The organism is Micromonospora sp. WMMD1120, assembly GCF_029626235.1.
Lineage (GTDB): Bacteria > Actinomycetota > Actinomycetes > Mycobacteriales > Micromonosporaceae > Micromonospora.
This window is the reverse complement of record NZ_JARUBO010000005.1, coordinates 5130896-5146431: the sequence shown is the minus strand read 5'-3', so window position 1 is coordinate 5146431 and position 15536 is coordinate 5130896. Positions and strand designations below refer to the sequence as shown.

Annotated in this window: 13 protein-coding genes; 6 read left to right on the top strand and 7 right to left on the bottom strand. The window is 72.3% G+C overall.

Translation table 11 applies throughout. The features are described 5' to 3' along the window. Positions 1 to 49 precede the first annotated feature (49 nt). Positions 50 to 1498 (bottom strand): M28 family peptidase, encoded by a 1449-nt coding sequence (locus O7634_RS23575; protein WP_278152307.1) that lies wholly within the window; start codon positions 1496 to 1498, stop codon positions 50 to 52. A 203-nt stretch (positions 1499 to 1701) separates the two neighbouring features. Between O7634_RS23575 and O7634_RS23570 the strand changes: the two genes are divergently transcribed. Further along, a complete protein-coding gene (locus tag O7634_RS23570) occupies positions 1702 to 4461 on the top strand; it encodes an ATP-binding protein (RefSeq protein ID WP_278152306.1) in 2760 nt (919 codons plus the stop codon). A 24-nt stretch (positions 4462 to 4485) separates the two neighbouring features. Here the strand turns inward: O7634_RS23570 and O7634_RS23565 are convergent, their stop codons facing one another. Both O7634_RS23565 and O7634_RS23560 read right to left on the bottom strand, forming a co-directional pair. Further along, positions 4486 to 5241 (bottom strand): hypothetical protein, encoded by a 756-nt coding sequence (locus tag O7634_RS23565; protein WP_278152305.1) that lies wholly within the window; start codon positions 5239 to 5241, stop codon positions 4486 to 4488. Continuing rightward, on the bottom strand, positions 5238 to 5738 hold the full coding sequence (locus tag O7634_RS23560; protein WP_278152304.1) for a SigE family RNA polymerase sigma factor: 501 nt from the start codon (positions 5736 to 5738) through the stop codon (positions 5238 to 5240). Before O7634_RS23560 ends, O7634_RS23565 begins: the two co-directional genes overlap by 4 nt. Before the next feature lie 138 nt (positions 5739 to 5876). Between O7634_RS23560 and O7634_RS23555 the strand changes: the two genes are divergently transcribed. Further along, entirely contained in the window at positions 5877 to 6701 is an 825-nt protein-coding gene (locus tag O7634_RS23555) for a DUF3152 domain-containing protein (RefSeq protein ID WP_278152303.1), read from the top strand. 64 nt (positions 6702 to 6765) lie between these two features. Here O7634_RS23555 and O7634_RS23550 read toward each other — a convergent pair whose 3' ends face one another. Beyond that, complete coding sequence (locus O7634_RS23550) at positions 6766 to 7941, bottom strand: snapalysin family zinc-dependent metalloprotease (protein WP_278152302.1); 1176 nt, start codon at positions 7939 to 7941, stop codon at positions 6766 to 6768. A gap of 196 nt (positions 7942 to 8137) precedes the next feature. Next, complete coding sequence (locus O7634_RS23545) at positions 8138 to 9943, bottom strand: VCBS repeat-containing protein (RefSeq protein WP_278152301.1); 1806 nt, start codon at positions 9941 to 9943, stop codon at positions 8138 to 8140. Between the two features lie 419 nt (positions 9944 to 10362). Between O7634_RS23545 and O7634_RS23540 the strand changes: the two genes are divergently transcribed. Beyond that, positions 10363 to 10926, top strand: a complete 564-nt coding sequence (locus tag O7634_RS23540; protein WP_278152300.1) for a hypothetical protein — start codon at positions 10363 to 10365, stop codon at positions 10924 to 10926. 118 nt (positions 10927 to 11044) lie between these two features. On the opposite strand, the gene O7634_RS23535 is transcribed toward O7634_RS23540, so the two are convergent. Further along, positions 11045 to 11875: a peptidoglycan-binding domain-containing protein gene (locus O7634_RS23535; protein ID WP_278152299.1), complete on the bottom strand. Its 831-nt coding sequence runs from the start codon at positions 11873 to 11875 to the stop codon at positions 11045 to 11047. A gap of 71 nt (positions 11876 to 11946) precedes the next feature. Further along, complete coding sequence (locus O7634_RS23530; RefSeq protein ID WP_278152298.1) at positions 11947 to 12273, bottom strand: L-rhamnose mutarotase; 327 nt, start codon at positions 12271 to 12273, stop codon at positions 11947 to 11949. 169 nt (positions 12274 to 12442) lie between these two features. Between O7634_RS23530 and O7634_RS23525 the strand changes: the two genes are divergently transcribed. Genes O7634_RS23525 through O7634_RS23515 form a run of 3 tightly spaced genes read left to right on the top strand, consistent with a single transcriptional unit; the run spans position 12443 to position 15421 of the window. Then, positions 12443 to 13123, top strand: coding sequence for a response regulator transcription factor (locus tag O7634_RS23525; protein WP_278152297.1), 681 nt, complete (start codon positions 12443 to 12445; stop codon positions 13121 to 13123). Positions 13124 to 13136: 13 nt separating this feature from the next. Beyond that, on the top strand, positions 13137 to 14519 hold the full coding sequence (locus tag O7634_RS23520; protein WP_278152296.1) for a HAMP domain-containing sensor histidine kinase: 1383 nt from the start codon (positions 13137 to 13139) through the stop codon (positions 14517 to 14519). Beyond that, positions 14516 to 15421, top strand: coding sequence for a Gmad2 immunoglobulin-like domain-containing protein (locus tag O7634_RS23515; protein ID WP_278152295.1), 906 nt, complete (start codon positions 14516 to 14518; stop codon positions 15419 to 15421). The genes O7634_RS23520 and O7634_RS23515 overlap by 4 nt, the downstream gene beginning before the upstream one ends. Positions 15422 to 15536: the final 115 nt, after the last annotated feature.

The window sequence follows — 15536 nt, the reverse complement described above, 5'->3', positions numbered from 1 at the left end:
TGACTAGAGGCCGGGTGGGAGCGTGCGACGCACGCCCCACCCGACGCGCTCAACTGGCCTGCAACGTCACGTCGTCGATCACGAAGCTGGTCTGCAACGACGAGTCCTCGGTGCCACTGAAGCGCAGCGTGACCGTCTGCCCGGCGGAGCCCGCGACGTTGAAGCTGCGCTGGACGTAGCCGGACGCCGCGTTCAGGTTCGAGTACGTCGCCAGCGTGGTGGAGCCGAGCTGCACTGTCAGCCGGTCGTACGCCGTGGAGCTGGTGGTCTCGGCGGTGTCGATGTGCAGCCAGAACGACAGCGTGTAGCTGGCGCACCCGGACGGCAGCGTCACCGACTGGGTCAGGCTCTCGGTGCCGCTTCGGCCGTTGCCGTTGAGCCACGCCTTGTACGACCCGGTCCGGGCCGGCTGACCGCTGGCGTTGGTGATCACTCCGGAGGACGCGGTCCACGGCGTGCTGCCGCTCTCGAAGCCGCCGTTGCCGACCACCTGGCCCCCGGTGCAGCCGCTGCCACCACCCACGGCGAGCTGCCACAGCGCGTACGCGACACCGTCGGCCGCCCGGTTCAGCACCGTCGCGCTCACGTTGGCGGTGGTGTCACAGGACCTGTGGTAGCAGGGATCGAACGCGGCGTTGGCGGTGCCGCCCCACTTCGCCGCCTGGGAGCTGGTCTTGCGGGCGCTGGCGCCCGCCGCGTAGCCCGAGGTCGGGATGCCGGCCTGCTGGAAGTAGTAGTCGTCGGAGCGGCCCTGACCCTCGACGTTCTCCTCCGGTTGCAGACCGAGCGAGTCCCAGTACGCCTTCAGCGGCGCCGCCGTGGTCGAGGAGACCCGGTTGATGAAGTAGCCGCCGTTGACCGAGCCGACCATGTCGAAGTTGTAGTAGCCCTTGATGTAGCCGCGCTGGGTGGAGCTGAGCGAGTTGACGTAGAACCGGGAGCCGTTGAGCCCCTGCTCCTCGTCGGTCCACCAGGCGAACCGGACCCGCTTGGTCACCGTCGGGTTCCGCGCGGCCAGGACCAGCGCGTTCTCCAGCAGCGTGGCCGAGCCGGTGGCGTTGTCGTTGATGCCCGGACCGGCCGAGACCCCGTCCAGGTGGGCGCCGAACATGACGACCTGGTCGGCCGGCCCGCCGGGCCACTCCGCGATGAGGTTGTTCGAGGGGTAGGTGCAGCTGGAGCAGTACTGCTCGGTGATCGTGTAGCCGGCCGACTGAAGCCTGCTCTTGACGTAGTTGAGCGAGGCCGTGTAGCCGGCCGAGCCGGCCCGCCGGTTGCCACCGTTGCTGCTGGCGATGGAGTTGAACTGGGTCAGGTGCGCCTGGACGTTGGTGACCGAGATGTCCGGTGCGGCCAACGCGGCCACCGTCGCGGCGATCGGCCGGGCGAGCGTCGACGCGGTCGTGGGTGCTGCGGTCACCGGGTGGGCGGCCAGCGTCACCGTCATCGTGGCGAACACGGCGAGCGCGACTCCCGCGCTCAGCGTTCTGCCTCTCATGGGGGCTCCTCGGGGTCGGAGGGATACCCGAGACACTTACAGATATCGATGTTCGCAGCATCGGTCGTTCGTCCCGAACCACCAGCGGTTCGACGGTGGGTACCGGCGTCGGCACAGGTGAGTAGAAGTGTCAGGATGGGTAGGTAATGCGGCAGGGGTCATCAGGCCCGGAAACGGGGGCTTGCGATGGGGTCGGATCGAGCGTGACACGACCCAGCACCGACCTGTTCAGCGGCGGCGGTGAGACCGGGCGGTTGATGGCGGAGCTGGACTGGGCCCGCACACCGCTCGGCCCGGTGAACGGGTGGCCGCAGAGCCTGCGCAGCGCCGTCCGGATGGTGCTCTCCTCCCGCTACCCCATGCTGCTGCTCTGGGGCGAGAACTTCTCCCAGCTCTACAACGACGCGTACTCCGCCCTGATCGGGGACAAGCACCCGGCAGCCCTCGGCGGCGACGTGCGGGTGACCCTGGCCGAGGGCTGGGACGTGCTCGCCCCGCTGATCGAGCAGGCCATGGCGACCGGGGTGGCGAGCTGGGTGCCCGCGCTGCGTCTGCTGCTGGAGCGGGCCGGCTACCGCGAGGAGGCGTACTTCAGCGTCTCGCACGCGCCGGCCCGCGACGACGACGGTCGCACGGTCGGCGTCCTGACGGTGTGCAGCGAGGTCACCGACCAGGTCGTCGGTGAACGCCGGCTGCGGCTGCTGCGCGACCTGTCAGTGCTCGGCGACGGCCGGACCGTCGACGTGGACACCACCGCCGCTCGACTGCTCGACGTGATCGGCGGCCACCCGCTGGACGTCCCGTTCGCCGCCGTCTACCTGCGCGACGGCGCGGCGCTGCGGCGGGTCGCCGGCGGCGACCCGAGGCTGGCCACCGCGCTGCCGGGCAGCGTGGAGCTGACCCGACCGGGTCCGGTCGCCAGCGGCTGGGGGCTGCGCGACGCTGCCGAGGGCCGGGCCGCCCAGGTGACCGACGTCGCCGACCGGCTGACACTGCCGGCCGGCCCGTGGGACGACCCGGTGCGCACCGCGCTGGCGCTGCCGCTGCCCTCGGCCGACGAGGACCAGCCGCTCGGGGTGCTGCTCGCCGGGGTCAGCCCCAGCCGAGGCCTCGACGAGGCGTACCGGTCCTTCCACCAGCTCCTGGCCCAGCAGATCTCGGTGGCGCTGCGCAACGCCCAGGAGTACGAGGAGGAACGGCGCCGGGCCGAGGCGCTGGCGGAGTTGGACCGGGTGAAGACCGACTTCTTCGCCAACGTCAGCCACGAGTTCCGTACGCCGTTGACGCTCATCCTCGGCCCGCTCAGCGACGCCCTGACCGACGCCACAGCACCGTTGACACCGACGCAGCGGGAGCGGGTGGAGACCGCCTGGCGTAACGGCACCCGGCTGCTGACGCTCGTCAACAGCCTGCTCACCTTCTCCAGCCTGGAGGCCGGGCGCGCGCGCAGCGACGCCCGGATGGTCGACCTGGCAGCGCTCACCGCCGAACTCGCCGGGGTGTTCCGGGCCGCCGTCGAGCGGGCCGGGCTGACCCTCGAGGTGAGCTGCCGGCCCCTGCCCCGGCCGGTCGCCGTCGACCCGGTCAACTGGGAACGGATCGTCACGAACCTGCTGTCCAACGCGCTGAAGTACACGTTCATCGGTCGGATCCGGGTCGCCCTCGACGCCGACGACGAGGAGCTGCGCCTCACCGTCGCCGACACCGGCATCGGCATCGGCGAACGGGACCTGCCGAAACTCTTCGAACGCTTCCATCGGGTACGGGGCGCCCGCTCCCGTAGTCACGAGGGCACCGGCATCGGCCTGGCCCTGGTGCACGAGCTGGCCCGGCTGGAGGGCGGCGACGTCCGGGTGACGAGCCAGGTGGGCGTCGGCACCACGTTCACCGTCACGTTGCCCTGGTCGGCGGCCCGGCGCAACCCGCTCGCCGGCCCGGCGGCGGACGGACGGGGCGACGCGGCCCGCGCCGCCGTCGCGGAGGCGATGGGGTGGCTCACCGCGCCGGGGGACGCTCCGGTCGAGCCCGACCCCGCGTCCGTCGCGCCCGTCGACGAGCTGGCCGGCGCGGAGATCCTGCTCGCCGACGACAACGCCGACATGCGGGCGTACCTGACCCGCCTGCTCACCGGCCAGGGCTGGCGGGTGCGGACCGTCAGCGACGGCCGCCAGGCTCTCGACGAGATCCACAGCCACCCGCCCGACCTCGTCCTGACCGACGTGATGATGCCGGTCCTGGACGGCTTCGACCTGGTACGCCGGCTGCGCGCCGACCCGGCGACCCGGTGGCTGCCGGTGCTGGTGCTCTCCGCCCGCGCCGGCGGGGAGGCGAGCGTGGAGGGCCTCAACCTGGGCGCCGACGACTACCTGGTGAAGCCGTTCGCGGCGGCCGAGCTGATCGCCCGGGTCCGGGCCGGCATCCGGCGCGCCCGCGACCGCTCCCGCACCACGACGGTCGGCGGCGACGGTCCGACGGCCACCGGGGCCACCGCGCGTCCCGCCCCGGCCGGTGCCGCGGGCCCGGCGATCGAACCCGTCCGTGCCCCGTCCGCCGCCACCCAGGCGCCGGACGACCCGGACGGTCTGGGCGACGTCCTGGACCGCCGCTGGACCTACCCGTCCGCGCCCACCTCGGCGGCGACGATGCGTCGCGACGTCCGCGAGGCGCTGGGCGACCTCGACGCCGACCCGGACGTGCTGGAGGATCTCCTGCTCGCCGCGTCCGAGGCCATGAACAACGCCGTGGAGCACGCGCAGCGGCCCAGCCGCCCCGAGGTGAGCCTGCGGGTCCAGGTCGGCGGTGGCCTGATCCGGATCTCGGTACGGGACTTCGGCACCTGGCGCGACCGCCGACCGGCGATGGACCGGGGCCGCGGCGCGCTGCTGATGAACGCCTACGGCGACGTGCGGCTGGTCTCCACCGCCGAGGGGACGACGGTGACCATCGAGCGGCGGCTGGCCTGACCGGCAGGTCCGGCCGACGCCTCGTCAGAGCCGGCGGCCGCGCGCGTCCTGGGCGACGATGCCGTCCAGCCGCTGCCCCGGTTTCAACTCGGTCGGGTCGAACCAGAAGATCACCACCTCCTTGTCGAAGCTCCAGCGCGCCAGCCGGGCGTCGACCTGTCGACCGTCCACGGTGCCGATGACCCGGTGGGCGGGGCCGACGAAGTAGCCAAAGGTGGGCACCGGCGTCGTCGACGAGCTCTCGTCGTAGCCGATCTGGTGGAACCCCGCGCTACGGTCCGCCCCCTCGACGTCGTTGACCAGGATGTCCGTCGTCAGGAAGCCGTCCGGGGCGCGGCGGCCGGCGGCCAGCCCGATGGTCACCTTCGGCACGCCGGGCACCGACACCTGGACGACGTAGAAGACCCGCTGGTCGACGCCGTAGCGCACACCACTGTCGATCACCTGGCCCAGGGTCTTCGGCGCCGGCACGTCGCGGGCCGCCGTGGGCGGGGGCGTCGGCTCCGGCGTCGTCGGCGAGACACCGACCGACGGCGGGGCGACGGCGACCGGTGGCGGACGCTCGGCGGACGGCACCCCCGTGCCCGGCCCGGACGCGTCGACAGCGACCAGGACGACCGCCGACGCCAGCCCGACGGCGAGCGTCGCCGCCGCGGCCGCGCCCACCCGCCGACGGGTACGCAGCCGCCGCCCCTTCCGGATGACGATGTCGAGATCGAGCACGGCGTCGGGCCGCTCTGTCGCCCGCATGGCGTGGCGGAGCCGTTCCAGCTCGTTCATCGGCGCGCCTCCTCGTCGGCCGTCCGGGGCGCGGCGCTCCGCAACTTCTCCAGCGCCCGGGAGCTGGTGCTCTTCACGGTGCCCACGGACACGGCGAGTTCCCGGGCCACCTGCGCCTCCGGAAGGTCGAAGTAGTAGCGCAGCACCACGATGGCCCGCTCCCGTGGGCTGAGCGCGCCGAGGATGGCGACCAACCAGCGTCGGGTGGCCACCTCGTCGGCCACGTCACCGCGCCGCTGCTGCGGCACCTCGTCGGTCGGGTACTCCCGCAACGGGCGTCGCCACCCGTCCACCAGGTGGTTGACCAGGGTGCGGCGGGCGTACCCGTAGGCGTCGTCGTCGTGGATCCGCGACCACGACGCGTAGGTGCGCACCAGGGCGGTCTGCGCGGCGTCCTCGGCCTGGTGGTGGTCGCCGGTCATCAGGAACGCGGCGTGCACCAGGCGCGCCGACGCCGCCCGCGCGAACTCGACGAACGCCGCGTCATCGCGCGCCACCGCGGAACCTCCCCCGTGCCACACCACCTGAGACGGGTCAGACCGGCGAAAGGTTGAGTCGTGGTCCCCTCAACCTTTCGCCGCCGTCACCCGTCTTCCTCCCTGCGCCGCCGCCGTGCGACGCCCGAGGGGAGAGACATGTGGACGAAGGTTACCGGCCGGCGGCGAACCGCCCCGGCGGTGTCGCTGCTGATGGTGGCGCTGCTCACCGGCTGCACCGGACCGGCCGCGGGGCAGCCCGTCAGCGCCGGAGGATGGTCCGACGGGTCCACGGTGCCCGCCGCGTCCGCCCCGTCGACCAGGCCTGCCCCGCGCACCACCAGCGCCGCGCCTGCCGTCCCGGTCAGCTACCCCGCCACCGGCGGCAACCGGTGGTCGGTGGCCCGCGCCGAAACGGCCCCGGGAAGCGGGACCGCCGGCCGGTTGCTGCGCTACCGGGTCGCCGTGGAGCGCGACATCCACGGCCTGCCGGTGGCGGACGTGGCCGGCGCGATCTCCGCGACGTTGAACGACCCACGGGGCTGGACGGCCGGCGGGGCGTGGCGGCTGCGCCGGGTCGGCGCCGACGACCCGACCGACTTCACCATCTACCTCGCGACCCCCGGCACCCGCGACACCCTCTGCCAGGACCAACCGGAGGGCTACACCTCCTGCCGCAACGGGGCCCGGGTGGTCCTCAACGTGGCGCGGTGGGTCAAGGGCGTGCCCGGCTACGGCGCGAGCCTGGCCACCTACCGGCAGTACATGGTCAACCACGAGGTGGGTCACAAGCTCGGGTTCGGTCACGAACGCTGCCCGGGCAAGGGCCGGCCGGCGCCGGTGATGCAGCAGCAGACGCTGGGCCTGCACGGCTGTGTCGCGAACCCCTGGCCGTACCCGAAGGGCAGGGCCCGCTACAGCGGGCCGGTCGGGGCGTACGACGACGCGATTCCGCGCCGGGAGGGCGCCTACTCGGCGGGTTGAGCGGCGGACGGCAGCCCGGGGGCGCGCCGCCGACGCGCCCCCGGGCTCGTGGTGTCGCTGCCGGTCAGAGGCCGCCGACCTGGGTGGAGATCCAGGAGCGGATCGAGGGCAGGTCGACGTAGATGGACGGGCCGGTGGCGCAGGTGGAGTTGTTGTTGCCGGCCCGGCTCGTCGCGCCGATCAGGTTCCACACCCCGTTGACGCTGCGCACCTGCGGTCCGCCCGAGTCGCCGTAGCAGGCGCCGGAGTTGCCGTTGGTGTTGTTGGTGCAGATCTCGTACGGGCCGTTGATGCCCGAGCACCGGCTGTCGGCCACGATGGACGTGTCCAGCTCGTTGGCGACCGCCGGGGCCGACCCACAGCCCCGGGGCGCGCAGGTCTGACCCCAACCGATGATCCGGGTGGCGGTGCCCACCGCGCCGGAGGTGGTCGGGATCGGGGCCGGGGCGTAGCTGACCGAGCTGGCGAGTTGCAGCAGCTTGACGTCGACGCTCGGGTGATTGACAGCGCGGGTCACCCGGACCACGGTGCCGCCGCTGGTGCGGTTGACGCTGCCCACCCGCACCGAGGACGGCGTCGAGCAGTGCCTGGCGGTGACCGCCCAGTTGCCCTTGATCAGCGTTCCGGTGCACCCGGAGACGTACACCATGAAGGGGTAGTTCTCCGTGGCCGGCCGGCCGCCGACCACCATCGGGGCGACGTCCGAGGCGCCGTCCCAGGTGTACGTCGTGCTGGCCGGCGCGGCCAGGGTGCCGGCGAACAGCGAGTTCACCCGGCTCGCCTCGGCCGAGCTGGGGGTGGCGTTACGGCAGGAGACCGGGGCGCTGCTGCCGGACATGAGGTCGGTGCAGAGGCCGGTACGGCGATCCGGCAGGCCCAGGATGTGGCCGAGTTCGTGGGCGGCGATGCGGTTGCGGTCGTAGCCCTGGTTGACGGCCGTGCGGCCCATCCAGATCCGACCCGAGCCGAGGCCGGTCGGTTGCGCGCGGGGCCAGCCGTCATCGACGTAGATGGTGATGCTGGCCGGGGTGCCGGCCTGGAGCCGGACGGTGCTGACCCGGCTGTTCCAGATCTGCGCGGCCTGGTCGAAGTTGGTGCGGAACTCTCCGGTGCGGCTCGCGTCGTAGTAGACCGTCCGGACGGCGGCGGCCGGAGCGCCGGTGGCGAACTGCACCCCGGCCGCCGCCACTGTCGCCACCAGCATGGCCAGCGCCACACGTCTGAGTTGTCGTCGAACCATCGCGCACTCCCCTGCGGTCGCCCGGCGACCCACGGCCGCCGGTCATTGATGTGTGTCAATGCTAGGACGTGGAGAGTCGACGAGTGTCATAGCGGAAGCGTCATACCGGCGCGGCCGGCGGCTGTCGAGACGGCGGCGCGGCCTCCGCGTGGTCAGCGGAGGCCGCGCCGTGGGCGTGCCCGAAGGGGGTCGACGCCTACCAGTTACCGAGCACGAGGCGCCCGCCGACGTTACCGAGGTTGAACGGCCCACTGTCGTACCAGACCCGGGCGGCGAAGTTGCCGTTGCGCCAGACGTAGTAGGAGAACGTCCCATCCGGCTGCTGGTACGCCATCACGATGTCGTCGCGACCGTCACCATTCACATCACCGGACGCCATCCGATCGCCCACCACGCTGAGCCGGAACGCGCCCGAGTCGTAGTCACTGGTGCGGTTGAACGAATCACCGTCAGACAGCCAACGGTACGTGCGCATGGTGCCGTCGCCCTGGTCGTAGGCCATCGCCGGCTCGGCCTTACGGTCGCCGTTGAAATCACCGAGCACGAGGCGGCCGTCGACATTACCGAGATTGAACGGCCCACTGTCGTACCACACCCGGGCAGCGGAATTGCCGTTGCGCCAGACGTAGTAGGAGAACGTCCCATCCGGCTGCTGGTACGCCATCACGATGTCGTCGCGACCGTCACCATCCACATCACCGGACGCCATCCGGTCACCCACCACGCTGAGCCGGAACGCGCCGGAATCGTAGTCACTGGTGCGGTTGAACGAATCACCATCGGACAACCACCGGTACATCCGCATCGTGCCGTCGCCCTGGTCGTAGGCCATCGCCGGCTCGGCCTTACGGTCGCCGTTGAAATCACCGAGCACGAGGCGGCCGTCGACATTACCGAGATTGAACGGCCCACTGTCGTACCACACCCGGGCAGCGGAATTACCGTTGCGCCACACGTAGTAGGAGAACGTCCCGTCCGGCTGCTGGTACGCCATCACGATGTCGTCGCGACCGTCACCATCCACATCACCGGACGCCACCCGATCGCCCACCACGCTGAGCCGGAACGCGCCGGAATCGTAGTCACTGGTGCGGTTGAACGAATCACCATCGGACAACCACCGGTACATCCGCATGGTGCCGTCGCCCTGGTCGTACGCGACCGTCGGAGCTGCCCGGCCGGCCGGCTTCGGCGGGGCGGGCGGCGTGGAGGATTTCACGATCTTCGTGTACCGCCGCGCCACGTAGCTGGTGGCCCGGTGGCTGTCGATGGTCCCGGCGTCGATCGCCGCCGTCCGGATCTTCACCGGCGTCGACCCGAAGGTGTAGTAGGTGAAGTGCCGGCGGTCGGTCTTCCAGCTCTTGAAGAGGACGACGTGCTTCGCGGCGAGGTTGAGGATGTCGCCCGGCTGCAGGTCCGCCTTGCTGATCTGGGTCGAGAACTGGTGCAGCGTCCGTGTGCTCGGGTCGGCGTTGAGGTGCCAGGCCATGCCCACGTAGCCGGAGCAGTCACGCCGGTACTTGCGGGTGCGCGGGGGATCCCAGGAGAACGCACGTTGGCTGTACGGGCCGGGCTGATGGTCGACCCAACCCTGGGCGCGCTGCATGACCTCGGCACGGGTTATCGACCCGCCGATCGACGAGGCCAGGGTGGAGAAGCCGCCGTCGGAGCCCTGGGACGCCTCGGGCGCCGAGGGCTCCTCGGTCTCCTCCACCGGATCGTCGTCGGGCAGCTCGTCCCCGGGGTCGTTCAACTGGCATCCGTCGAGCTGGGCCGCGATCTCGGCCGGCACCGACTCGTCGCAGACCCCGCCCGAACCGACGTTGAGTGGCTGCCATCGCTGCCCCGCGTCCTCGTAGCGGAACAGCACGAACGAGGCGTCGTACTCGCCCTCCGCCGGAACGACAGCGGTGGCCCAGGGCAGGGCGCAGCTCACGCCCTCCAGCACTGCCGGATTGCCGGCCGCCTCGTCGGTGAGGGGATCGTCCCGCAGAGCGGCCACAAGAGCGCCGGGCGTTGGACACACCGCCGTCTCCGCGGCGGCGGCCCGGGCCGGAACCCCGCCAGGAATGGCAAGAGACCCTGTGATCACCAGTACGGTCGCGAGCCTTCGCCCGCTGGAATTGCGCACAGTATTCCTCCCCCGTTTCGGTCTTCGCGGATCGTCGGCGTGCGTCGCACGCGGTCCGTCGGCAATGGAGGCTATGACTGGAGGAAGACCTCGTCTGTCCGCGATCAGGCGCTCGCTCCGTATCCGCAGTCGGAAGTCCGACTGCGCCCTCAGCCGCGGCCGCCGGCGGCTGTTACCCGGCGGTTACGCCACGGCGAAACTCCCGTGCCGGGGTGGGGCGACGGTGGCGGCAGAGGGTCACCGGCGCCGTCGCCGCGACGTGGCCCCGACCACCGAACGGAGGAACCACGATGAGGATCAGGAGCGCACTGACCGCGCTGACGGTCGTCCTCGCCGGGCTGGTCGCCGGCGCGGGTGCCAGCACCGCGGCGGCCGGCACCACCACGGCGCCGTACTGCGGGATCACCTGGGGCAGCGCGGAGAAAGCGGCCGGCGCGCTGAGCACCGCCCCGCTGACCGAGGTACGCACCGGACGGCACGACTGCTACGACCGGGTGGTGTTCGAGTTCGCCGGCCCGGTCGACGGCTACGCGATCGGCTACGGCGAGACGTGGACCGAGGGCGAGGGGCTGCCCCTGTCGCCGTACACCGCCGGGGGCGCGCTGCTGCGCGTCTCGCTGCGGGCCCCGGGCTACGACGACGAACACCAGGCAACCGTGCCCTACGCGGTCGGTGAGCACGTCGCGAACCTGCTGCGCTACCCGACGCTGCGCGACATCGTGTTCGGCGGCAGCTTCGAGGGCTACAGCACCTTCGCGGTCGGCGTACGGGCCCGGCTGCCGTTCCGCGTGCTCGTGCTCGCCGGACCGGGCACCCACAGCCGGATCGTGCTCGACGTGGCCCACCAGTGGTGACCACGAGCCGGGTCACGCGCCCGTCGGCACGCAGGTCCACGCCGGCGCCCGGAACCGGGCCAGCCTGCGCGCCGCCAGCGACTGGGCCGTCTGGAGAACCCTTCACGGCTGACCACCCTCATCCCAGGGCGCGCTGATACTCCTCCCAGGTCCGCTTGGGACTGACCACCGGCCCGTCGTCGGCACCCCGGTTGGCCAGGCCGTTACGACCGAGGTAATAGTCTCCCGCCTGGTTCTGCGCGCCCGTCGACTGGTCGGTGTCGGAGAGCGCGATGGCGTGGATGTGGTAGCCCCAGTCCCCCTGCTCGGGGGTGCGCAGCCACGCGGCGAAGCCGACAGTGCGCAGTCGGCGCAGGATGTCCGTCCGGACGGCGGAGGACAGGTTGCTGACCGAGAGGTCGAGCGCCCCGCCGCCGTCGTGCGTTCCGGCGGACGCGCCCACACCGCTGCTGTACGAGCCCTGGGTGATAACGAGCTGACGACCGAGGAGGCGTTCGGCCTCGAACAACATCGACCTGGTGCGGGTGTTGACCTGCGCACCGCGCAGTGTCACCACGCTGCCGGGCGAGATCGCCCTGACCACCGTGTAGCGCCCCTCGCCGAGCGAGCGCAGCGACGACGGACCGGGAAGACCCGTCGCGTCGAGGCCGGTGTAGCCGAGGGACCGTTGGTACGCCGCGTACGCGGCGACCGTGCTGGTGCCGAAGTGCCCGTCGACGTACGCCGACGACAGCAGCCCTCTCGCCTCAAGTGCGCGCTCCACCAGCAGGACGCTGTCCCTGGCGCCCGCGGTGAGCGCGGTGTCCGGCCGACGCGGGTCGATCTGCGCCGCCTTGATCAGCGCCTCCATGTCCAGCTCCGGCAACGCGGCAGCGGCCGGGCCGGCCAGCGGTGCGGCACCGACCACCGCCGCGCCGGCGGCGACGAGCAGGGCTCTTCTCGTGACCACGCTTCCTCCGTAAAGATTGACCGATCCATCTCGGCGAGATGAAGATAGTCTTCAATACGGGGGCCGGGTTGTCACCCCTCTCCGACCGCCTCGTCGGTCAGGTGCCAGACCTCCCGCATCGGGGCCCACCAGTCCCCCGAGCCAGGTTCGGCGATCGACTCCTGACACGGGTCGGTCAGCTTCCACCACTCCTGGGTCTGCGGATCGGCGGCGATCAACCGCTGGTCGGCCTCGTAGTCGTCACCGACGTACTCGTAGTAGCCGAAGAGCAGGTCGCCGTGCAGAAAGATGGTGTAGTTGCGGAAGTTCGCCTCGCGCAGCGTCTTCTCGACGCTCGGCCACACCGCGGAGTGCAGCCGCAGGTAGGTCTCCCGCTGCTCCGGACGGAGTCGGATCACGCAGCCATGACGTTGCACGTCGTGCCCTCTCGTGTGAACTGGTTCGGCGGGGTGCCGAAAATCATCTGACCGTAGCGGTTGGACGGTCCGACTCGAAGGGCCGGCCGGACGCCGATACCGACCGTTTCGCCAGGACTGCGGGCAGTGGCGGCGGGTCTACCCTCAGGTGATGGAGGGCCGCGTGCTGGTCGTCGAGGACGACGCCTCCATCCGGGAGGCGACCGCTCTCGGTCTGCGCCGCGTCGGCTTCCGGGTCGACACCGCCGTCGACGGGCGGCAGGCGCTGGCGGCCTTCCGCGCCGGTCCGGTCGACCTGATCGTGCTCGATCTCATGCTGCCCGGCATGGACGGGCTGGAGGTCTGCCGGGAGATCCGGCGTACCAGCGCGGTGCCGATCCTCATGCTGACCGCGCGCACCGACACCATCGACGTGGTGGTGGGGCTGGAGTGCGGCGCGGACGACTACCTGCGCAAGCCGTTCGACCTGCCCGAGCTGGTGGCCCGGGTCCGTTCGGTGCTGCGCCGGGTGGGCGAGCCGACCACGTCCACAGTCGTCGAGGTGGGCGGCCTGGAGATCGATCCGGGCGGCTTCGTGGTCCGTCGGCACGGCCGGGAACTGGCGCTGACCACCACCGAGTTCCGCCTGCTGCGGGAGCTGGCCCGCCGCCCCGGTCAGGTCTTCACCCGGCAACTGCTGCTGGAGCTGGTCTGGGGCCACGACTTCCTCGGCGACTCGCGACTGGTCGACGTCGCCGTGCAACGGTTGCGCGCCAAGGTCGAGGACGACCCGGCGCGGCCACTGCTGATCCGGACCGTCCGTGGCGCCGGCTACAAGTTGACGGCGGGCTGACGGGAGGGCGGCCGTGGTCGTACCAGCGGTGTTCCCCGGTCGCCTGCGCCGCCGGCTGACGATCGCGTTCGTCGTGGTCGCCGGGGTCTCGGCCGGGCTGCTCGCCGGCGGGACCGGACTGCTGCTCCGCCAGTCCTGGTGGGACGCGTCGCTGCACGAGGCCGCCGCCGACGCCCGTTACCAGCTCGTCCTCGCCGGGCAGTTCCTCCCGCTGACCGAGCAGCGCAGCACCGAGCTGCTGACCAGCTTCGAGGCCAGCGGCCGGCACGTGGTGCTCGTCGACGGCCCGCCGCAGGCCTCGCACCCGGCGTACGCCCCGCAGCTCGGCGCCCGGCTGCGGGCCAGCGTCGCCGCGGGTCACCTCGGCTACCAGCGCTCCCCGTCGACCGAACGTCCCCGGCTGCTGGTGGTCGGCGGGCGTATTCCCGGCTCGGTCGCCGAGTTGTACGTCCTCACCGAGGAGGACGACGTCGCCACCGACCTGGGTCAACTCCGCACCGCCCTGCTGGCCGGGTGGGTGCTCGTGGTGCTGCTCGCCGCCGGGGTCGGCCACACACTGGCCCGCCGCACGCTGGAGCCGGTCGGTCGGGCCAGCCGGGCCGCCCGCGCGCTGACCGAGGGCCTGCTCGCCACCCGTCTTCCGGTACGCGGGCGCGACGAGTTCAGCGTCTGGGCGGCGACCTTCAACGAGATGGCCGAGGCGCTGGAGGCGAAGATCGAGGCGCTGTCCGCCGCGCAGGCCCGGGAGCGGCGGTTCACCGCCGACGTCGCGCACGAGCTGCGTACCCCGGTGACCGCGTTGGTGGCCGCGGCCTCGCTGCTGCGCGAGCACCTGGACCAGCTTCCCGACGACGCCCGCCCGGCCGCCCGACTGCTGGTCGGCGACGTGGTACGGCTGCGCCGGCTGGTCGAGGACCTGATGGAGATCTCCCGGTTGGACGCCGGGCAGGAGCAGGTCGCCGTCGCGCCGGTCGACGCGCTGGCGCTGCTGCGCGGCATCGTCACGGCACGTGGCTGGTCAGATCGGGTACGGGTGAGCGGCGACCCGGTCACGCCGCGCACCGACCGACGCCGGCTGGAGCGGGTGCTGGCCAACCTGATCGCCAACGCGATCGAGCACGGCGGTGGCGAGATCCGCGCCACCGTGTCCGGGGCGGGCCCGCTGGTCGCCTTCTCGGTCACCGACCAGGGGCCGGGGATTCCGGCGGAGCACCTGTCCCGGGTGTTCGACCGGTTCCACCAGGTCGACCCGTCCCGTGCCACGCCGGGCAGCGGACTCGGGCTGGCCATCGCGCGGGAACACGCCACAGCGCTCGGCGGGGCGCTGACGGTGCACAGCGGCCCCGGCGTGGGCACCTGCTTCCGGCTGGAGCTGCCGGCGGACGGTGCGGCGTGAACCGCCACCGCCTCGCGTCCTTCCTCGTCGCCGCCCTGCTCGTGGGCGGTTGCGGCATTCCCCGCTCCGGAGCGCTCGGGCCCGCGCCCACCGCGGCGTCGTCCGGTGCCGGCTCGCCGAGCGCCGTCCCGCCCGACACCGCGCCCTCCCCCACGGCCGGTCCGGCGCGGCCCGCGCACCCGCCCCGGTCGCCGCAGCCCGGCAGCGCCACACCGACGGCGACCGGCGCCGCCCGCACCCGGGACACGGTGACGATCGAGCTGTGGTTGGTCCGGGCCGGACGCCTCGTACCGACCCGACGGACCCGCCCGGCCACCGTCACGACGTCCCGGCTGGCGCTCGCCGAGCTGGCCGCCGGGCCGACGCGCGCCGAGGCCGCGGCCGGACTGACCACTGTCGTCGCGGCGGGCGTCGAGGTGACCCGGATCGCGGGCGGCGTGGCGACGCTGCGGGTCCCGGCGGTCGCGGACCCGGCACGGCGGCGACTGCGCGACGCGCAACTGGTGTGGACGCTCACCCAGTTCCCCACAGTGCGTCAGGTCCGCATCGGCGACGCGGCCGCGGTCGGCCGGGCGGACGTGCCGGATCTGCTGCCGCCGATCGTGGTCAGCGACCCGCTCTACGGGGAACGGGTCACCACCCCACTCGTCGTCACCGGCACCGCTGACGTGTTCGAGGCCACGGTGAGCGTCCGGGTGCTGGACGCCGCCGGCCGGGAGGTCGCCACCGCGTTCGGCACCGCCGGCTGCGGCAGCGGCTGCCGGGGTGGCTACCGCGTGGTGGTCGGCTGGCACACCACCCGGGAGCAGCGGGGCACCGTCGAGGTGTACGAGGTGTCCGCCCAGGACGGCTCACGGATCCACACGATGGCCGTGCCGGTGCTCCTGGCGCCCGGCGGCTGACCACCGGATTCACCCGACGGACTCCCGCCCGAAACGTAATCGTTTCATGCCGGACGTGCGACGCAACTCACGAAACCCTGCATATTCGTGTGGGCGGGGACTAGGGTCAGTACGA